The sequence below is a fragment of the Embleya sp. NBC_00888 genome (assembly GCF_045207655.1).
GTDB lineage: Bacteria > Actinomycetota > Actinomycetes > Streptomycetales > Streptomycetaceae > Embleya.
The window spans coordinates 3,505,614-3,522,475 of sequence record NZ_CP108784.1 but is presented as its reverse complement, the minus strand read 5'-3'; the positions used below and the strand labels follow the sequence as shown (position 1 = coordinate 3,522,475).

Annotated in this window: 17 protein-coding genes and 1 pseudogene; 7 read left to right on the top strand and 11 right to left on the bottom strand. The window is 70.0% G+C overall.

The window, feature by feature from the left end:
• Positions 1 to 86: 86 nt before the first annotated feature.
• Positions 87 to 377, top strand: a complete 291-nt coding sequence (locus tag OG948_RS14445; protein WP_406296790.1) for a hypothetical protein — start codon at positions 87 to 89, stop codon at positions 375 to 377.
• Positions 374 to 619 carry a type II toxin-antitoxin system RelE/ParE family toxin gene (locus tag OG948_RS14440; RefSeq protein WP_406296788.1) on the top strand — a complete coding sequence of 82 codons (246 nt, stop codon included), beginning with the start codon at positions 374 to 376 and terminating at the stop codon, positions 617 to 619. Before OG948_RS14445 ends, OG948_RS14440 begins: the two co-directional genes overlap by 4 nt.
• A 103-nt stretch (positions 620 to 722) precedes the next feature.
• Here the strand turns inward: OG948_RS14440 and OG948_RS14435 are convergent, their stop codons facing one another.
• The 4 genes from OG948_RS14435 to OG948_RS14420 form a co-directional block, all read right to left on the bottom strand.
• Entirely contained in the window at positions 723 to 905 is a 183-nt protein-coding gene (locus OG948_RS14435) for a DUF397 domain-containing protein (RefSeq protein ID WP_406296786.1), read from the bottom strand.
• A gap of 48 nt (positions 906 to 953) precedes the next feature.
• Positions 954 to 1,127: a DUF397 domain-containing protein gene (locus OG948_RS14430; protein WP_406300258.1), complete on the bottom strand. Its 174-nt coding sequence runs from the start codon at positions 1,125 to 1,127 to the stop codon at positions 954 to 956.
• 80 nt (positions 1,128 to 1,207) lie between these two features.
• A complete protein-coding gene (locus OG948_RS14425; protein WP_406296785.1) occupies positions 1,208 to 1,390 on the bottom strand; it encodes a DUF397 domain-containing protein in 183 nt (60 codons plus the stop codon).
• A complete protein-coding gene (locus OG948_RS14420; protein ID WP_406296783.1) occupies positions 1,387 to 2,214 on the bottom strand; it encodes a helix-turn-helix domain-containing protein in 828 nt (275 codons plus the stop codon). Before OG948_RS14420 ends, OG948_RS14425 begins: the two co-directional genes overlap by 4 nt.
• A gap of 298 nt (positions 2,215 to 2,512) precedes the next feature.
• On the opposite strand from OG948_RS14420, the gene OG948_RS14415 reads away from it, so the two are divergent.
• Together OG948_RS14415 and OG948_RS14410 are read left to right on the top strand one after the other, a co-directional pair.
• A complete protein-coding gene (locus tag OG948_RS14415; protein ID WP_406296782.1) occupies positions 2,513 to 2,848 on the top strand; it encodes a hypothetical protein in 336 nt (111 codons plus the stop codon).
• A gap of 76 nt (positions 2,849 to 2,924) precedes the next feature.
• Entirely contained in the window at positions 2,925 to 3,302 is a 378-nt protein-coding gene (locus OG948_RS14410; protein WP_406296780.1) for a hypothetical protein, read from the top strand.
• Between the two features lie 87 nt (positions 3,303 to 3,389).
• Here OG948_RS14410 and OG948_RS14405 read toward each other — a convergent pair whose 3' ends face one another.
• From OG948_RS14405 to OG948_RS14380, 6 genes are all read right to left on the bottom strand, one after another.
• Positions 3,390 to 3,881 (bottom strand): GNAT family N-acetyltransferase, encoded by a 492-nt coding sequence (locus tag OG948_RS14405; protein ID WP_406296778.1) that lies wholly within the window; start codon positions 3,879 to 3,881, stop codon positions 3,390 to 3,392.
• 624 nt (positions 3,882 to 4,505) lie between these two features.
• The gene (locus OG948_RS14400; RefSeq protein ID WP_406296777.1) at positions 4,506 to 6,341 is read right to left on the bottom strand and encodes an LCP family protein; all 1,836 of its coding nucleotides are present in this window, start codon (positions 6,339 to 6,341) and stop codon (positions 4,506 to 4,508) included.
• 324 nt (positions 6,342 to 6,665) lie between these two features.
• Entirely contained in the window at positions 6,666 to 8,168 is a 1,503-nt protein-coding gene (locus OG948_RS14395) for an LCP family protein (RefSeq protein WP_406296775.1), read from the bottom strand.
• A 155-nt stretch (positions 8,169 to 8,323) separates the two neighbouring features.
• The gene (locus tag OG948_RS14390) at positions 8,324 to 10,048 is read right to left on the bottom strand and encodes an LCP family protein (protein WP_406296774.1); all 1,725 of its coding nucleotides are present in this window, start codon (positions 10,046 to 10,048) and stop codon (positions 8,324 to 8,326) included.
• Between the two features lie 258 nt (positions 10,049 to 10,306).
• The gene (locus OG948_RS14385; protein WP_406296772.1) at positions 10,307 to 11,710 is read right to left on the bottom strand and encodes an LCP family protein; all 1,404 of its coding nucleotides are present in this window, start codon (positions 11,708 to 11,710) and stop codon (positions 10,307 to 10,309) included.
• Positions 11,711 to 11,806: 96 nt separating this feature from the next.
• On the bottom strand, positions 11,807 to 12,553 hold the full coding sequence (locus OG948_RS14380; RefSeq protein WP_406296770.1) for a TIGR03089 family protein: 747 nt from the start codon (positions 12,551 to 12,553) through the stop codon (positions 11,807 to 11,809).
• 124 nt (positions 12,554 to 12,677) lie between these two features.
• Between OG948_RS14380 and OG948_RS14375 the strand changes: the two genes are divergently transcribed.
• The gene (locus tag OG948_RS14375; RefSeq protein WP_406296768.1) at positions 12,678 to 13,844 is read left to right on the top strand and encodes a peptidoglycan recognition protein; all 1,167 of its coding nucleotides are present in this window, start codon (positions 12,678 to 12,680) and stop codon (positions 13,842 to 13,844) included.
• A gap of 22 nt (positions 13,845 to 13,866) precedes the next feature.
• Here the strand turns inward: OG948_RS14375 and OG948_RS14370 are convergent, their stop codons facing one another.
• Entirely contained in the window at positions 13,867 to 15,111 is a 1,245-nt protein-coding gene (locus tag OG948_RS14370; RefSeq protein ID WP_406296766.1) for a glycosyltransferase, read from the bottom strand.
• An 82-nt stretch (positions 15,112 to 15,193) separates the two neighbouring features.
• Between OG948_RS14370 and OG948_RS14365 the strand changes: the two genes are divergently transcribed.
• The gene (locus OG948_RS14365) at positions 15,194 to 16,123 is read left to right on the top strand and encodes a DNA-3-methyladenine glycosylase family protein (RefSeq protein WP_406296764.1); all 930 of its coding nucleotides are present in this window, start codon (positions 15,194 to 15,196) and stop codon (positions 16,121 to 16,123) included.
• Between the two features lie 193 nt (positions 16,124 to 16,316).
• Positions 16,317 to 16,760: pseudogene (locus OG948_RS14360) on the top strand (SRPBCC family protein); the annotation flags it as partial.
• Positions 16,761 to 16,862: the final 102 nt, after the last annotated feature.

Sequence of the window (16,862 nt, the reverse complement as noted above, 5' to 3'; positions counted from 1 at the left end):
GTGTGCTTCGATGCGCCGGTGTCGGCCGTCGCCGGCTGGGCGCACACTGGTGGGTGTCATCGGGCCGTCGCGAAGGAGGAAGCGTCATGACTCGGCACGTGCTCACGACTCACATAGGGGGTCGAGAGGTGACCTTGCCCGGCACGATCGCCGACATCCGCGAGGCCTTGCCCGAAGCGTTGCGTGCCGACTTCGAGCGCGAGATCGAGTCCGTCTCGGCCGATGAGCTCTTCGGGGTGATGGCGAGTTGGGCGCTGCGCACGCCGCAGGCCCACGATCCGGACGAGGACGCCTTGGTTGAGCGGCTCAAGGCTGGGGACATGACCGGGATGAAGTACGCCGACGAACTGGACGACGCCTACCGGAGTACGGGATGAGCTATCGCGTCGCCTACGCGCCGGATGCCGAAGTCGAACGCGCGCAGCTCTCGCCCGAGCACCGCAAGCGCTTCGATGCCGGAATGACCGGGATAGCGGCCGACCCGTACGCGCACGGTTCGACGTTGGGTGGCGATCGCGACCGTCGTGAGGCGACCGTGGCCGGTGTGGCGTTCATCCGCTACGTCGTGAGTGCCGCAGTCGTCACGGTGACCGTGGTCAAACTCGTACCGGCCCCCTGACACGACGCGTGACCACAATCGCATGGCCATCGGCGATGCCATCACTCGATGCGGCCCAGGACGGCACCGACGCGTCAGCGCCGGGGCCGTCTCCGATTCGCGGCTAGTCCCGCAGGGCGCACAGCAGTTCGTGCCAGGCGGCTGGGGTGATCTCCAGGTGGCCGCGCCGGCGGTCCTTGGTGTCACGGATGCCCGTGGACGCCGGGAGGGGGGCCACCTCGACACACGAGTTGTTACCGGTGGATCGACTGCCCTTTCGCCACGCGTACGCGTCGATAGTGCTCAACGGCCCTCCTAGGTTGCTGTTACTCGCCGAACTGACTTCTCTGGTGAGCTACTCCTGGAGCATGCCCAGCAGTTCGCGCCAGGCGGCCGGGGTGATCTCCAGGTGGCCGCGCCGGCGGTCCTTGGTGTCGCGGATGCCCGTGGATGCGGGGAGGGAGGCCACCTCGACGCAGGAGGCATTGCCGTTCGAGTAGCGCGATTTGCGCCACGCGTGCTCATCCATGCTGCTCACAGGGCATCCAATCTTTCCCAGATCATCCGCCGCGATCAGCGCTTAACCCCTGCGCCGACATGCCCTCGCGGCTAGTCCCGCAGGGCGCGCAGCAGTTCGTGCCAGGCGGCTGGGCTGATCTCCAGGTGGCCGCGCCGGCGGTCCTTGGTGTCACGGATGCCCGTGGACGCCGGGAGGGGGGCCACCTCGACGCATGAGTTATTGGCCGTCGAGTGACTGGCCTTGCGCCAGGCATATGTGTCGATGGTGTTCAAAGCGCATCCAATCTGCTCTGCATCAAGCACTGGGAGTCGTCTTCGGGCAGTGACTTCGAACGCTGGTAGTCCAGGTTCCGTCGGTGCCGTCGAACGATCCGCTCGTCCTTGATTATTTGCGATCCGTTTTCCCACTCGGCATGCGCAACCGCCGCATGCGGCGCCGGCAGGTCGAGCACTGTCACTGCTCCCAGAAACGGCCGAGCCGTGGCGTCGGACGGCACGATTCTCAGACTCACGTGGTCGAGTCGGCTCAGGTCGAGCAAGCGTTGCAACTGCTCTTGCAAGGCTACCCGGCCGCAGAAGCTGGCGGAAAGCACCGCTTCGGACAGTGTCGCCGAAATCGGCATGGCGCCGCCCGTCATGATCCGCGCGCGTTGGAGGCGAACCTCCAAGAGCATTTCCGCATCGTCGGGATCGGGCACGAAAGGTGATTGCATGATTGTGGCTCGCGCGTAGCCCAGGGCTTGCAGTGGTCCGGGAACAATTGTCGACGCGACCTCCATGGCGGTCGCCTGTGACTCGAGAAGGATCAAATCCTCGTAGTCCCGGTTCAGCACCTCTGCGTATCTCACCCACCAGGTGTCCGGTTCTCGCTCCACACCGAGCACACGATCGAGACGCATCCGGGTGACCGGGGTCAGCTCCAAGATGTCGGCCAGCACTGTCACTTGGTCCGGCTTGATCGGTGTCAGCCCAGTCTCCAGCCGCGAGAGCGTACTTTCATGCCACCCCGCACGCTGCGCAACGTGCCTCATCACCAGCCCGGCTTCCTTGCGCAACCGTCGCAACTCGGCGCCCACTCGGGCGGGATCACGCACCATCGCTCTCCTGTCCGTGGCGCTCGTTCGGATCGACTTCATCGGAGATCCGACTCAAGCTTGCTGCAAGCGATATTGCATGTCAGCGTGTTGAGAGTAACGGAACATCACCTCTCCGTGACAGTTGTCGAAGCATGTTCGGCGGCAAACGCGCTGTCGATCGGCAGGCGAAGGGTCGGCCATGACACAGAACCGATCGAATCACCCATCAAAGAAGCCCCTTCGCCCCGCCGAAGGGGCGTGGATCCGCGACGGGCGCAGCGGACTGTGCGGGATCTGCGAATCAACCACCGTGCAAACCGTGTTCGCCCGCACCCTCGCCGGCACGCCGTTCACCGCGCGCCGCGACGACGTGTGCGTTCTCTCGCCCGACGCGGCGAACGAGGCCGTCCACACCCCGCCCGTCAGATCAATCACCGAACGCAGCAAGGGAGTTCAGATGAGCCGCCTGCCACAAGTACGCGAAGGGCACACGGTCGAGCACGTCGACGAGAGACTCCGGGGGGAGTACCCGGCGGGTCGGGTCGTGCTCACCGGAGTCGGCATGGTCTCGGTGCAGCCCGCCAACGGCGCGCCGAAATGGACGGTCGACCGCTACGACGTGCGGCACCTCGACGAAGACCAGCAAGCCGATTGATCCGCAGGTGGGCGGGTGCTCGATTCCAGGCGAAGCCCGCCCACCTGCAACACCACCGATCTCGAAGGACGGCAAGGTGCATCACGAACACTACCGAGTCCCGCCCGAAGGGCACCCGCGCGACGAATGCCGCGAGTTGGGCATCGGCGCATGGGTCCGGCACGCCAATCCGAAGCTGCGATCCGCCTACCCGGACGGCTATGTGGCCCGGATGCCCGGTCCGACCGAACCCCCACACGTACTCGTCCAGCCACACGGCCGCCCCGCCGGCACGGATCAATACCGCCTGCCACCCATCGACCTGACCCTGGCCAACCCCACCGACATCCTCACCTCGGCGTACCTGTCGGCCGCACTACGCAGATTGGCGCACGTGGTCCGGACCGAACACCCCGTACGGGACGACCCTTCCCAACAACCGGCCCCGGACTCCGCAACCCTGAAGGCGATTTAGCGTCGTCGGGCTTCTCGATCGACCGTCACGACCCCGTCCCCGGCCGACCCGCTCCGGCCGGGGTGGGTCGGTCCGCCGGTCGCCGGGTCAGTCCACGTCCAGAGTCGCCTCGATGGTGTCACCGTTGGCGTCGGGTTCGGCGCGGTGGCGGAGTTCGGCGCCGCCGGTGGTGAGGAGGCGTTGGGCGGCGGTGTTCGTGTCGGTCGTACTCGCCACGATGCGGCTCGCGCCTTGGGCCTTGGCCTCGGCGCGGAGCAGGGCGACCACGGCGTGACCGACACCTTGGCCGCGGTGCGAGCGGCCGATCCACAGGCCGGCCTCCAGGGCGCCGTCCGGGGTCGGTTGGAGACGGGCGGCGCCGACCACCTGCCCGGCGACCAGGATCGCGTACGTGGTGGGGGTGGCGGCCCACTCGTGATGGAAGGCCAGGAAGGCCGCGCGGCGGTCGGCGGTCCAGCCGGGTGGGCCGGGTACGGCCGGCATCACCTCCGACGGGTCCGCGTCGGTCACCGCGGTGTCCAGGAGGGCGGCCAGCAAGTCTTCGTCCAGGCGGCGCAGTTGCACCCGTGCGTTGTCCACCCCCGGAGCCTCTCCACCACCACACGCCCCCGTCAAACGCATAGGCCCCTCACGGCGCGCATCGCAGCCGCGTGGCACCTCGTTCGATACACCCACACCGGCCGGCCGATCCGAGATACGCGTCTTGCCCACCCGTGCTTGCCGACGGGACGCCTCAAGCCGGTGCCTCCGAAACGAGCCGCGCCCATCGAGTCGGCTCGGCCCGACATCCCGGCAGTCTGACGCGCCCGTGCGTTGGTCGATGGCGCGCATTCCGATCGGCGTCCTCGACTTGCCCACCGGCGGGACTTCGCCAGGCATCTCCGCAGCCGGCCGCGCCTGTGCTCGTCCGGCAACTCGCCTGCGTCCGGCCGTACTTCCACCCCCCCCCGAGTCGACTCGGCCCGGCATTCCTCGGAACGAGCCGTGCCGGCCTGCCCGTTCGTGGCGGCCGGCCGGACTCCGTGCCGCCCCGATCGCGGACCTGCCGTGACCGCGTCCTTCCGGAGCGCCCCCCTTGCGACCGCCCGCCTGAACGGCACCCGCGACCGGCAACCCGCCCCCGGCGTCCCCAATCGGCAACGGCCGCCCGCCTGCCCTCCGTTCGGGAGGGAGGCGGGCGGCCGTCGGGGGTGTGGCGGTGGGTTACTTGTTCTTCTTGGGTGCGCAGACGTTCTTGTCCGCCGTCTCCAGGTCGATGTTCTTCGGGGGGTCGGTCGGCGCGGTCGTCACCGGGGGTGGGGCCGCGCTGGGGTAGTCCTTGCCGATCAGGACCTCGAAGCGGGTGAGCGTGGTGGATGTGCTCTCGATCAGCGCGCCGTCGCCCAGGCCCGTCGCGGCGGCCAGGGCCTTCGCGGCGTCCAGGCGGCCCTTGGGATAGGTGATCGTGCTGGTCGGGTGGATCTTGCCGTCCCGTGCGTTGCCGGAGGCGACCGCGACGAACTTGCGCCCGGCCAGGTCGGCCGCGACCTCGTTGGCGCGCTTGTTGACGCCGCTGCCGTTGCGTACGTCGACCTTGACCGTGGTCGGGTCCACCTTCGGCGGTTCGGGCGTCACCTGCACCGGCGGTGTATCGGTCGCGGGCTTGTCGTCCTTGGTGACGGGCGTGTCCGTGCGCAGCATCGCCATCAGGTTGTTGGCCTCGGGCTGCTTGGGCTGCACCTTGGACTTGGCCATCGGCGGGTATTCCTCGATCGGCAGCGTGGTGAACGCCATCCGCTTCTCGGGGACCTTCTTCAACTGGTTGCCCAGCGAGATCAGCTTGTCCACGCCGCCCAGGCCCCGGTCCACGGTCAGCGACTCGACCGCGATGTTGGCGATCTTGAACATGCCCTCGACGTTGGTCAGCGACGCGCTGTTCTTCAGCTTGCGGGTGAGCGCCATCAGGAACGCCTTCTGCGCCTTGATCCGGGCCAGGTCGCTGCCGTCGCCGAAGGCGTGCCGCGCGCGCAGGAACTTGAGCGCGGTCTCGCCGCTGAGGTTCTGGTCGCCCGCGTCGAGCTTGAGGTCGGTGCCGCCCTGCTGGTTCGGCAGTACCGGGTCGTTGATCGGCTCGGAGATGCACATGTCCACGCCGTTGACGGCGTCGGTCATCTTCTTCACGCCGGTGAAGTCGATCATGATGTAGTGGTCCACCTGGACCCCGAGCATCTTGTCGACCGTGGACACCGTGCACGGCGGACCGCCGTTGGCCAGGCTCTCGTTGAACGACTGCGGCCCATTGGACGCCGGGTACGTCTTACCGTCCACGACGCACTTGGGTATCTGCACCATCGTGTCGCGCGGGATGCTGACCAGCGTCGCGTTGCTGCGGTCGGCCGAGACGTGCATCAGGATCGTGACGTCGGCGAGGCCCTCGGTGTGCTCGGACGCGCCGTACTTCTTGCCGAGACCCTTTCGGCTGTCGTTGCCGATCAGCACGATGTTCAGCGGCTTGCGCCCGAACGCGTCCTCCTCGGCCTTGGGGATGCCCTCGCTGCCCGCGTTCTTCGCGGTGGTGTTTATTTTGCTGTCGAGGTACTTGATGTAGCCGTACGCGCTGCCGGCCAGCACCACCAGCAGGCCCACCACCGAGATGGCGATCCACTTGAGCCGCTTCTTGACCTTGCTCTTGGGCGGTCCCTCGCTGCGCGCGCCGCTCCGGGCTCCCGCGCGCCCGGTGGGTGCGGTGCCCGCGCGCTCCCGACGCCGGGGCGGCTCGTCGCCTGCGCCCTGACCCGAGGCAGCGGCCACCGCCGACGGGCGGCGCCCCTCGGGGATGGCCGCCCGTGAGCGCGGCCTGGACGTACCGGGGCCGTCCGTACCGGACCCGGCACCGGTTCCACCGCCGGATCCGCTCTCGGCGCCGCCCGGCGCCCGCAGCTCGAAGCTGCCGGTGTCCGGGTTCATCACCCACATGTCCGCGACGTCCGCGTCGTCCATGCCGCCCAGGGGATCGTTGTCCCCGGGCGCGCCGCGGTGCGGCCCGTTCCCTCTGTTCACGCCGAGATCCCCTCCGGCTGTACCCGCCGCACGGTCCCCCCGGCTGTGCGCGGTTTCATGGGCGACACCGGGGTTCCGGGGCATCCGCACGGAACCCGACGGTGGTACGTGATGGTCGGTATGGAAGCAGCCACCATAACCGGCGAGTTCTCGCCATGGTCACAGAGCCTGCGAAGTCCTGACGCTCGGATCATCGGAAAAGGTACAAACACCCTTCAGCAATTGTTCCGGATCCGTCGTCGTTCGATCGTCGTTCGATCGATGGAGGTCGCGGACGAGCGCTTTCGCGCGAATGCCACCGCGACCCCCTCGAACGTGCAAGCGCTACTTCTTGCGTGGTGAGGCGCATTTCGTGTTGTCGGCCGTCTCCAGGTTCAGATCGGCGGCCTTGGGCGGTTCCGGCGTCCGGTCGGGGCCGGCGGTCGTCGAACTCTTCGGGGTGCCGTCGTCGGTGCCCGTTCCCGGGAGATCCGCGCCGATCAACAGCTTGATGGTGGTGTCGCCGGGACGAGCCGCCTCCAGCGCGGTCTCCGGCAGGCCCAGGGCGGTCGCGATCGCCTTCGCCTGGTCCTGGCCGCCCTCGGGGTAGGTGATCCGGCTGTTGGCGTGTTCTCGCCCATCCGGCATCGTCGTACCCGAAGTGGCCTTGAAACCTTGGCGCTTGAGGTTCTCCACCACCGGGGTGATCCGCCTCGTCGTGGTTCCGGTGTCCACCGTCACCTTGATCCGCGCCGCGTCGCCGGGCGAGATCGTCGCCGGCGGGGGCGGCGTCGTGGTCACCGGCGCGGGCGGCGGAGTGCTTGCCGCGTCGCCCTGGGTCAGCGGCCGGTCCGCCCGGATCGTGGCCCACAGATCGTCCGCGGCCGGACGCCTGGGCTGGACCTGGTCCGGAGCGGGCCGATAGGTCTCGGTCGGCAGGGTGGTGAACGCCATGCGCTTGTCCGGCACCTTCTTGATCTCGTCGGCCAGGTCGATCAACTTGTCCACGCCCGCCAGGTCGTTGTCGACCGTCAACGCGCTGACCGCGCTGTTCGCGATCCGGAACATGCCGTCCACGTTGGTCAGCTTGGCGTTGCTCTTGAGTTCGCGCGCCAGCGCCATCAGGAAGACCTTCTGCGCCTCGATCCGGGCCAGATCGCTGCCGTCGCCGAACGCGTGCCGGGCGCGCAGGAATTGCAGTGCGTCGTCGCCGCTCAGTGTGTTCGGGCCGGCCGGGAGTTCCAGTCCGGTACCTCCGCGCGAGCCGGACAGGACCGGGTCGTGGATCGGCGCGTCCAGGCAGATCGGCACCCCGCCGACCGCGTCGGTGAGATCCCGGACGCCCTTGAAGTTCACCTCGATGTAGTGGTCGGTGCGGACCTGGAGCATGCGGTCCACGGTGGCGACCGTGCACGAAGCGCCGATGCTGCGGAAGCTGTCGTTGAACTGACCGAACCGGGCCTCGGTGACCTTCTTGTCCTTGCCCTTGCCGATCTCGCAGCGCGGGATGTCGACCATCGTGTCGCGTGGGATGTTCACCAGAGTGGCGTTCGAGCGGTCGGCGGACAGGTGCATCAGGATCGCCACGTCGGCGAGCCCCTCGTGGCCCTCCGCGCCGTAGCGCCGCCCCTCGCCGACCCGACTGTCGTTGCCGATCAGCAGGATGTTCATCGGACTTCGGCCCTGCGCGTCCTTCGGCGCGGCCGGTGGTCGATTCTCCTTGTCGGCGGTGATCTGGGTGTGGTGCAGCTTGCCGTTCAGATACTGGATGTACCCGTACGCGCTGCCGGCCAGGACCACCAGGATGCCGACCACGGAGATCGCGATCCATTTCAGGCGCTTCTTCACGGTGCTCTTTCTGCGTATGCCCCGCCGGCCGGGTGCCGCAGGCTCCCCGACCTCCGTATCCGCGTCCGTGCCCATGTGTCGCGTCCCCTCCGGCAACGTGCCGGATCACCGCCGATCGACGGCGACCCGGCCCTCCCTGATGCGGTGTCGATGAATCAGCTCGCGCACACGTCCTGTTCCGCCGTTCGTCCCGAGACGGTGACGATCGGACTCGTGTCCGCGGCCTGCGTCGGCTTGGCCGACGGGGTACCGCCGCTGGTCGAAGGGGGATTCTCGGTGGAAGCCGACGAGGACGGAGCGGAGGTCGGCGCCTCGGTGCCGGGCGAGCGCTTGCCGGTGGGCTTGCCTGCGCCGCTCGAACTCGGCGCGCTCGGCGAGAGCGTCACGCGCTCGCCGTTCTCGTCGATGGTGGTGCGGGCGGACGGCAGCGGTGTCGCCGACTGCTCGATCCGCACCTCGCCGTTGTTCTCGAAGCCGTTCTCGTCCTTGCCGCTGACCGCGGTGCCGACCGCGACCCGGTCGAGGCGGATCGCGTCGAACAGTCGGTCCGCCTGCGGCTGGACCAGTTCGTCGCGGTCGGTGTCGAGCCGGTACGGCTGCCGGGGCACGGTCAGGAACGCGACCTTGTCGTTCGGGATTCCCTTGATGCTGTCGGACAGGGCCATCAGCTCCTTGAGCGAGCTCAGTCCCGGGTCGGCGGTGATCGACCGGGTTCCGGCGTCGAGGAGGTTGTACAACTTCCACGGCTGGGTCAACATGTCGCCGACCTTGACCTTCTTAACGAGCGCGGCCAGGAAACGCTGCTGCCGGGTCATCCGCTGGGTGTCGCTGCCGTCGTCCACGTTCTTGCGGGCGCGGACGAAGCCGAGCGCCTGCTCACCGTCGAGCTTCTGCTTCCCGGCGGGCAGGTCGAGCTTGGCGGCGGTGTCGCGCATCGGCTTGCTCAGGCACACCTCGACGCCCTCGACCGCGTCGACCATCTCCTTGAAGCCGGCGAAGTCGATCACGATGTGGTGGTCGACCCGAATCCGGGTCATCTGCTCGATGGTCTTGATCGTGCAGGCCGCGCCGCCGATCTCGAACGCGTGGTTGAACTGGTCTCGGTAGGCCCGCGACTTGCTGCCGTCCGGGCGCACGCAGGAGGGGATGTCGACCATCAGGTCACGCGGGATGCTGACCGCCACCGAGCTCTTCCGGTCGGCGGCGAGGTGCAGCAGGATCGTCGTGTCGGAGCGCTTGGTGCCCTCACCGATGTCGCCGTACTGCTTGTTGTCGCCGGTGCGGTCGTCCGAGCCCATCAGCAGGATGTTCGCCGCGTCGTGCGCGACGACCTGTGGGCGCTCGGCCTCCGGGCCCAGCTTCGCGGTCAGGTCCTCGGTGGTGATGTTGCCGTCCAGCTTGCGGTACAGCGTGTAGACCACGACGCTGCCGGCCACCAGGCACAGCGCGACGGTGACGGTGACGCCGATCAGGACCCGCTTGTACACGCGCCGGCGCCGATTCCGGCGGGCGAGCCGATCGGGGGCCGCGGCGTCGCCGGCGGCGGCCATCGCGGCGAGGGGCTCCGCGGGGTCGGTGGGGGTCGGCGGGTTCGGTACGGCCGGCGGCTCGGCCGCCTGGGCGGCCTGTTCGGGAACCCCCGTGCCCGGTTCGGCAGCGGCCGGCTCGGCCGTACCGGCCCCGGGCGCGGCGGCCTCGGCGGTACCCGGCTCGGCCTCGGCCCGCTCGGCCGCGCCGGCCTCGGCCGACGCCTCCGCACCAGGTGCGTCCGCCGTCGGCGGGGCCGATATCTCGGCTTCGGTCGGAGCCTCGGGCGCCGTTTCCGGGCTCGCGTCCCGACCGGGTTCGGCCTGCTTGCCGGCCCGTTCGCTGTCACTCACGTCGTGTCTGCTTCTTTCCCCAGGGCGCCCAACGCCGATCAAGAGCGACGAACCGCGCGTAGAGCGGCCGTTGCAGTGATAGACGTGCTGCCACTTCCTTGAGTTGCGTGCAGCCATTCGCGTGTGACGCAGGTCACCCGATGTGGGCGCAGCACGCCGCGTCGGAGCGGCTCGCGTATCGGCGAGCACGCTACCGTGCGCCGCCGTATCGGTGACCGCGGAGTCGGTACGTATCCCCGTGAATGGGGTGACGCGTCGTCAGTTCGCCTTGCAGATGTCCTGATCCGCGTTCCGGGTGTCCGCCTTGACCGGCGCCCCGGGCGGCTCGGACGCCGCCCCCGGGGTCCCGGTGACCCGGGCGCCCGCGATCGATGCCGATCCGGTCGCGCCGGTGCGGTCGCCGGTCGGCGTGGGTGCGGCGGAGGTGCCCGACGCGGCCTCGACCGAGGACGGCGCCATTCCCGTGGCCGCCGCTCCCGAACCCGCCGCCGCGCTCGTGTCCGGTTTGCGCCGACCGTCCAGCGGCCGGTCGTGGTTGATCGCGTCGAACAACCGCCGCGCGTCCGGCTGGATCAGCGCGACCCGGTTGTCGTCCTCCGGCGGGTTGTACACCGGCACGTGCGCGAAGGTGATGTCCTTCGTCTCCAGGTCCCGCATGCCACGCGCGAGGTCGACCAGGGCCGCCACCGAGTCCAGGCCCTCGTCGGCCCGGATCGACTTGGTCAGCGCGTCCGCCAAGGCGAACAGCCGGGACGGACTCGAGAGCGTGTCGCCGCTGCGGATCTGCTTCGCGAGCGAGGCCACGAACGCCTGTTGCCGCTTGATCCGACCCAGGTCGCTGCCGTCGCCACCGAGCCCGATGTCGTGGCGCAGCCGGACGTAGTCCAGCGCCTCCTTGCCGTGCACCTTGCGTCGGCCGGCGGACAACGAGATGTTGCCCTCGCGGTCCTGCACCGTCCTGGGCAGACAGATCTCCACGCCGCCGACCGCGTCGACCATGCCCTTGAAGCCGGAGAAGTCGACGATGATGTGGTGGTCCACGCGCATGTCGGTGACCTTCTCGACGGTGTTGCGCGTACAGGCCGCGCCGCCGAGCTCGAACGCCGAATTGAACATCACCCCGCGCTGTTCGGCGGAGCGCGCGCCGTCCCCGGTGACACACGAGGGCACGGTGACCAGCAGGTCGCGCGGGATGCTGACGACCACGGCGTGCTCGCGATCCGAGGACAGGTGCACCAACAGCGTGGTGTCCGAGCGTTCGCCGTTGTCCCCGCCGCCGCCCAGCGCGCGGTTCTCGCCCGCTCGCGAGTCCGAGCCGATGATCAGCAGGTTCATCGGCCTGCCCTTGCCGTTGCCGCCCACGTCGGGGCGGTCGGCGTTGAGCTTGCCGTCCACCGAGTCGGTCCTGAGGTTGCCGTTGAGTCGCTGGTAGGCGAAGTAGCCGGCCGAGACGCCGGTCAGCACGATCAGCGAGACCCCGACGCCGATCGGCAGGAACACCCTGCGGCGCCGGTTGCGCTTCTTGCGCGCGCGCCGCGCGGCGGCCCGGCCACAGGCGGATTCGACCGGCGCGGCCGACCCGGGGTCGTGGGGCGGCGCGTTCGACGGATCGGCGGGCTCGGCCGCGGCCTCGGACCGGTACAGGTGATCCCACGTATCCATGAACCCCACGCCTCCCCGCCTGCTGAGGGACCGCCGGGCACGGCACTACGGGCGGTCGGGGCCACGAAAGCGCAGCACGACCCGTCTTGTCATGGCCTAGTCGGCGGAACGGGTGACGGCACGCGTGACCCGTTCCGCCTCGATTCGCCGCTCCAGCAGGGATTCATCCAGGTGACGGCATACGACCACCGGTACGGACGCGGCCAGCGGCGCGAGCAGGCCCGCCCGCAGTCCACCCGTTCGGGCGAAGCTCAAAGAGGTGAGCAGGCGGTCGCCGGAGACCAGTTCCCACTCGCGCGCGGCGGCCTCGCCCGCTTCGGCCAGTTCGCCGGCCGTCCACACCCGCCCGGCCTCCTCCAGCGCGGCGTCCGGCGCCCGCGCCGGGCCCTCGGGGACGAAGCGATCGCCGTGCCCGGCCACTTCGGCCGCGTAGTCCAGGAAGCCGGCGGGCGGCGTGGGAAAGCGCCCGCCCATCGGGCGCAGGGCCAGCGCGACCCGCTCACCGGGACACGTGGCCGCGCGCTCGAGCGTGTCCGGACCCGAGACCACCACGTCCGCGTCGGCGGGATCCGCGTCGAAGCTCACCACCAGGCCGAGCGACCAGGCCGCGAGCAGCCACACCTGGGTCTGCCAGTGCGCGGGCAGCAGCAGCGACACCCGCGCTCCGGGCTCCACCGCGAGGTCGTCGCGCAGCAGATTCGCGGTCTTGGCGACCCAGTTGTCGAACGTCGCGACCGAGAGCTCGACCCGCTCGCCGGTGGCGTCGTCGTAGAAGGTGGTGAAGGGCCGCGTGGAGTCGGCGGCGAGCGCGGTGCGCAACTGATCGACCGGGGTGCTGGGCATGGGCCCAGCCTATCGAGCACATGAATCCGTGCGGCAAATGGGTGTATTTACGACATTTAGTACGGGCTTTGTCGTTGTCCGGGCACCCGTAGAACTCGACCACCCCACAATGGAGGGTCTGCCCGTGTACACCAGAATCGCGTTGTCGATCGCCGCCCTCGCCGTACCCGCGATGCTGCTCGGACCGCCCGCGCAGGCCGACCCGCGGCCGAGCACCCCCGGCTCGACGGTGACCCTCCCCTTGGCCGGCATCGAACAGGAGCCGGACGCCACCGCGCCGCGCACCGGCCGGACCGAGGTGCTGACCACCGAACGCCGTACGCCCGCCTACTCGTTGCTCGGCGTCACCTGGGCCGGTCCCGGCACGGGCGAACGCGTCGTGGTGCACGTACGCACCCGAACCGGCGGGGTGTGGAGTCCGTGGCGCGAGTTGCACGCGTCGCACGCGGGTGGCGACGGCGGCACCGGCGGCGAGGACGTCGATGGGACGGGAGCCGGCGGGCGCAGCGGTACCGAGCCGTTCTGGGCGGGCCCCTCCGACGGCATCCAAATCCGGGTGGGCGTGTTGGAGGGGGTGTCGCCGAAGGACCTGCGCGCCGAGCTGGTCGATCCCGGCGAGTCGATCCTGGACCGCATGCCGCCGCTCCCGGGCCTGCCCAAGCGCACCGACGGCCGCGCGGTCAAGGGCCACGCCATCGAGCCGGCGATCGTCGCGCGCAAGGACTGGGGCGCGGACGAGTCGCTGCGCGACGCGAAGTTCAAGTACACGAACACGGTCCGGGCCGCGTTCGTGCACCACACCGCCGACGGCAACGACTTCCCGTGCAGCGACTCGGCGAAGGTGCTCCGGTCGATCTACCGCTACCACGTCAAGACCAACGGCTGGGCCGACGTGGGCTACAACTTCCTGGTGGACAAGTGCGGGACCATCTTCGAGGGCCGCGCCGGCGGCACCGACAAGCCGGTCCTGGGCGCACACACCCTCGGGTTCAACACCGACAGCATGGGCGTCGCCGCGATGGGCACCTACACCAAGGCCCAGCCGCCCGGGCCGATGCTGATCTCCCTGTCGAGGCTGCTCGCGTGGAAGCTCGGCCTCGACGACCGCGACGCCAAGGGCAAGGTCACGCTGACCTCGTCGGACAGCGGCAGCCGCTACCCGAAGGGCACGACGCACTCGTTCGACGTGATCTCCGGGCACCGGGACGCGTTCAACACGGAGTGCCCGGGACAGGCGCTCTATGACGAACTGGGCGCGATCCGTCGGGACGTGGCGCTGCGGCTGGGGTGAGCGGCGGGGTGGCCGCGGGCGGTCAGGATCGTTTGTCGACGATCTCCCGGAGCCGTTCCACGAGCGGCTCCACCACCGCCTCGGGGACGAAGCGTTCGCGCGCCAGGGCCGCGGCGGCGGCACGCAGCCGGGCCACCTCGGCCGGATGCTGGGCCAGCCGGCGCAGCGCGTCGGCCAGCGCGTCCGAGTCGCCCGCGGGGACGAACAGCCCGGCCGGGCCGAACAGTCGGCGCTGCGGCGCGGTGTCCGAGGTGAGCACCGCACACCCCGCGGCGGCTCCCTGGAAGACCTTGTTCGGGACCAGCCGCAGTGCCTTGGCGCCGGTCCCGAACACGCCCAGACATACGTCGTGCGCCGCGACCAGACGCGGCAGCTCGGCCTCGGGCACCCAGGTCCGCCAGGTCACCCGGGGCGCGTTCGGCCCGACCAGGTCCCGCGTTCGCTGGGCCTGGAGGCCTCGGCCGATCATCGTCACGGCGATCGGGTAGCCGTCCAGGCGGCTCAGCGCGGCACCGATCACCGGTGCGCCCTGGACCGGCGAGTACAGCCCGAACGAGATCACCCGCAGGTCCTCGCCGGGGCGGAAGTCCGGTACGAAGTCCGTGGGGGAATCCTGGGGGAGACCCGTGGTGGGGTCCGTGGCCGGATCCGGACCGGTGAGGGGATCCGCGGCAAGGTCCGGCGGGTGATCCGCCCGCATGCCTGCCCGGGCACGCGGTCCAAGGTCCGAGGCCGCGTCGAACCACACCTGCGGCGCCCCGATCGGTACCACCACGGCCCGCTCGCGCTGCGCCGGCGCGAGTACCCGGCGGTGCTCCTCGGTGTCCACCAGCACCAATCGGGCCGCCGCGATCGCGGCCTGCTCGATCCGGTCGACCTTGCGCAACTCGGCCTGCGCGGCCTGGCCGAGTCGGTCGGCCACGTCGTCCACGCTCTCCAGGTGGTCCAGCACCAGGGGGACACCCGGGAACAGCCGCCGGGCGATCTGGATGTCGAGCCGACCCTGATAGCCGACGATCACCACGTCCGGACGCGGCGCGCGCCGGGCCTTGGCGACCAACTCCGCGATGCACCGGGCGTGCCGTATTCGCTGGCGCGGGATCCCCGGATGGGCCGCCGGCGGCGGGACCATCGGCCCCGCGTCCATGTGCCCGAGCGGGACGTTGCAGGTCACCACCTCGATACCGTGGCGCCGTAAGCCCTCGATGAGAATTCCCACCCGGGGGTGGACGGTCGTGTCATAGGTGCCGAACGCCATCACCCGCATAGGTGAAGTCTGCTCTGCGCACATCGGGGCAAAACCGGGAAGGTACGGTGGCGGTCCCGACCAGGACCACGAGGAGAGCCCGTTGCACCCGAGTGCCCTCCATCGTGTGTGGCGTCCCGGCTTCGCGATCGACCTGCGGCTCACCGTCGGCCAACTGCGCCGTGGGCACAGCGACCCGACGTACCACGCGGGTACCGACGGCTCGGTGTGGCGTACCTCGCGCACCCCGGACGGCCCGTGCACGCTGCGCCTGATCGACCGCCCCGCGACCGGCGAGATCGAGGCGAGCGCGTGGGGCCCGGGTGCCGAATGGCAGCTCGACGCGCTGCCGGCCCTGCTCGGCGCCGAGGACGACCCGAGCGCTTTCGTGGCCCTGCACCCGATCGTCCGGGACGCCGAACGCCGGTTCGCGGGCCTGCGGATGCCGCGTACGACGCTGGTCCTGGCCGCGCTGGTGCCCTCGATCCTGGAGCAGAAGGTCACCACGATCGAGGCCCGGCGGGCCTTTCGGCTGCTGCTGGGCAAGTACGGCGAGGCGCCGCCCGGGCCCGCGCCGGCCGGGCTGCGGGTGGTGCCCGACGCCCGTACCTGGGCGATGATCCCGTCCTGGGACTGGGCCCGCGCGGGCGTCGACGGGCGCCGCTCGCGCACGGTGATCGAGGCGACCCGGGTGGCCGGACGACTGGAGGCGACCACGGGCGTCGCGCATCCCGAGGCGGCGCGACTGATGCGCCTGGTGCCCGGGATCGGGGTGTGGACGGCGGCCGAGACGATGCAGCGCTCGCACGGCGATCCGGACGCACTGTCGGTGGGCGACCTGCACCTGCCCAAGACGATCGGCTTCGCGCTGGCCGGGCACGCGGTCGACGACGCGGGCATGCTCGAGCTGCTCGCGGGCTATGCGGGGAACCGGCATCGGGCCGCGTTGTTGATTCGGATGTCGGGGGTGAAGGTGCCGCGGCGGGCGCCGCGCTACGCACCACGCCCGCACTTCGTCGGCAAGACGTTGTGAGGATCGGTGTTGTGAGGACGAGGATCGGTGTTGTGAGGATGGTGTTGTGAAGATCGATCGATGCCGGGTCCGAGCAACGCGAGCGTGATGCGCCACGTTTGTCCCGGAGGGCCTCGGGCAGCCGTTCGGGTGTAGGACCCGGCTGTGTAGTACCGCAGCGGGAACCGACACCGAGAACGAGGAGGAAGTGCTCGTGACGACCGTCCAGCACTCGATCGACGTGGACGTGCCGGTCCGCACCGCATACAACCAGTGGACCCAGTTCAGGGAGTTCCCGCAGTTCATGAGCGGGGTCGAGCGGATCGACCAACTCGACCCGACGCACACCCACTGGGTGACCCGAATCGCCGGGGTGACCCGGGAGTTCGACGCCGAGATCACCGAACAGCGACCCGACGAGCGGGTCGCGTGGAAGACCCTGGACGGCCCGCACCAGGCCGGCGTGGTCACCTTCCATCGGCTCGACGACGTGCACACCCGGGTGATGCTCCAGATGGAGTTCGACCCCGACGGCCTGGTCGAGACGGTCGGGGACAAGCTCGGCTTCGTGCGTGGCCGCACCAAGGGCGACCTCGAACACTTCAAGGTGTTCGTGGAGAAGCAGGGCCACGAGACCGGAGCCTGGCGCGGAGAGGTGGCGCCGCCCGGCAGCCTCGGCTCCCCCGACGGGCCGCGCACGTCGCCCCCGCCCTATGACAGCCCCGGCATGTCGCCGACCCCCGGGCGTACCGGAGCCCCC

Bases quoted from the DNA above. Each gene is read 5' to 3' on its own strand.
- OG948_RS14445 (WP_406296790.1), top strand. From the start codon at position 87: ATGACTCGGCACGTGCTCACGACTCACATAGGGGGTCGAGAGGTGACC.
- OG948_RS14440 (WP_406296788.1), top strand. From the start codon at position 374: ATGAGCTATCGCGTCGCCTACGCGCCGGATGCCGAAGTCGAACGCGCG.
- OG948_RS14430 (WP_406300258.1), bottom strand. From the start codon at position 1,127: ATGGATGAGCACGCGTGGCGCAAATCGCGCTACTCGAACGGCAATGCC.
- OG948_RS14420 (WP_406296783.1), bottom strand. From the start codon at position 2,214: ATGGTGCGTGATCCCGCCCGAGTGGGCGCCGAGTTGCGACGGTTGCGC.
- OG948_RS14385 (WP_406296772.1), bottom strand. From the start codon at position 11,710: ATGGATACGTGGGATCACCTGTACCGGTCCGAGGCCGCGGCCGAGCCC.
- OG948_RS14380 (WP_406296770.1), bottom strand. From the start codon at position 12,553: ATGCCCAGCACCCCGGTCGATCAGTTGCGCACCGCGCTCGCCGCCGAC.
- OG948_RS14370 (WP_406296766.1), bottom strand. From the start codon at position 15,111: ATGCGGGTGATGGCGTTCGGCACCTATGACACGACCGTCCACCCCCGG.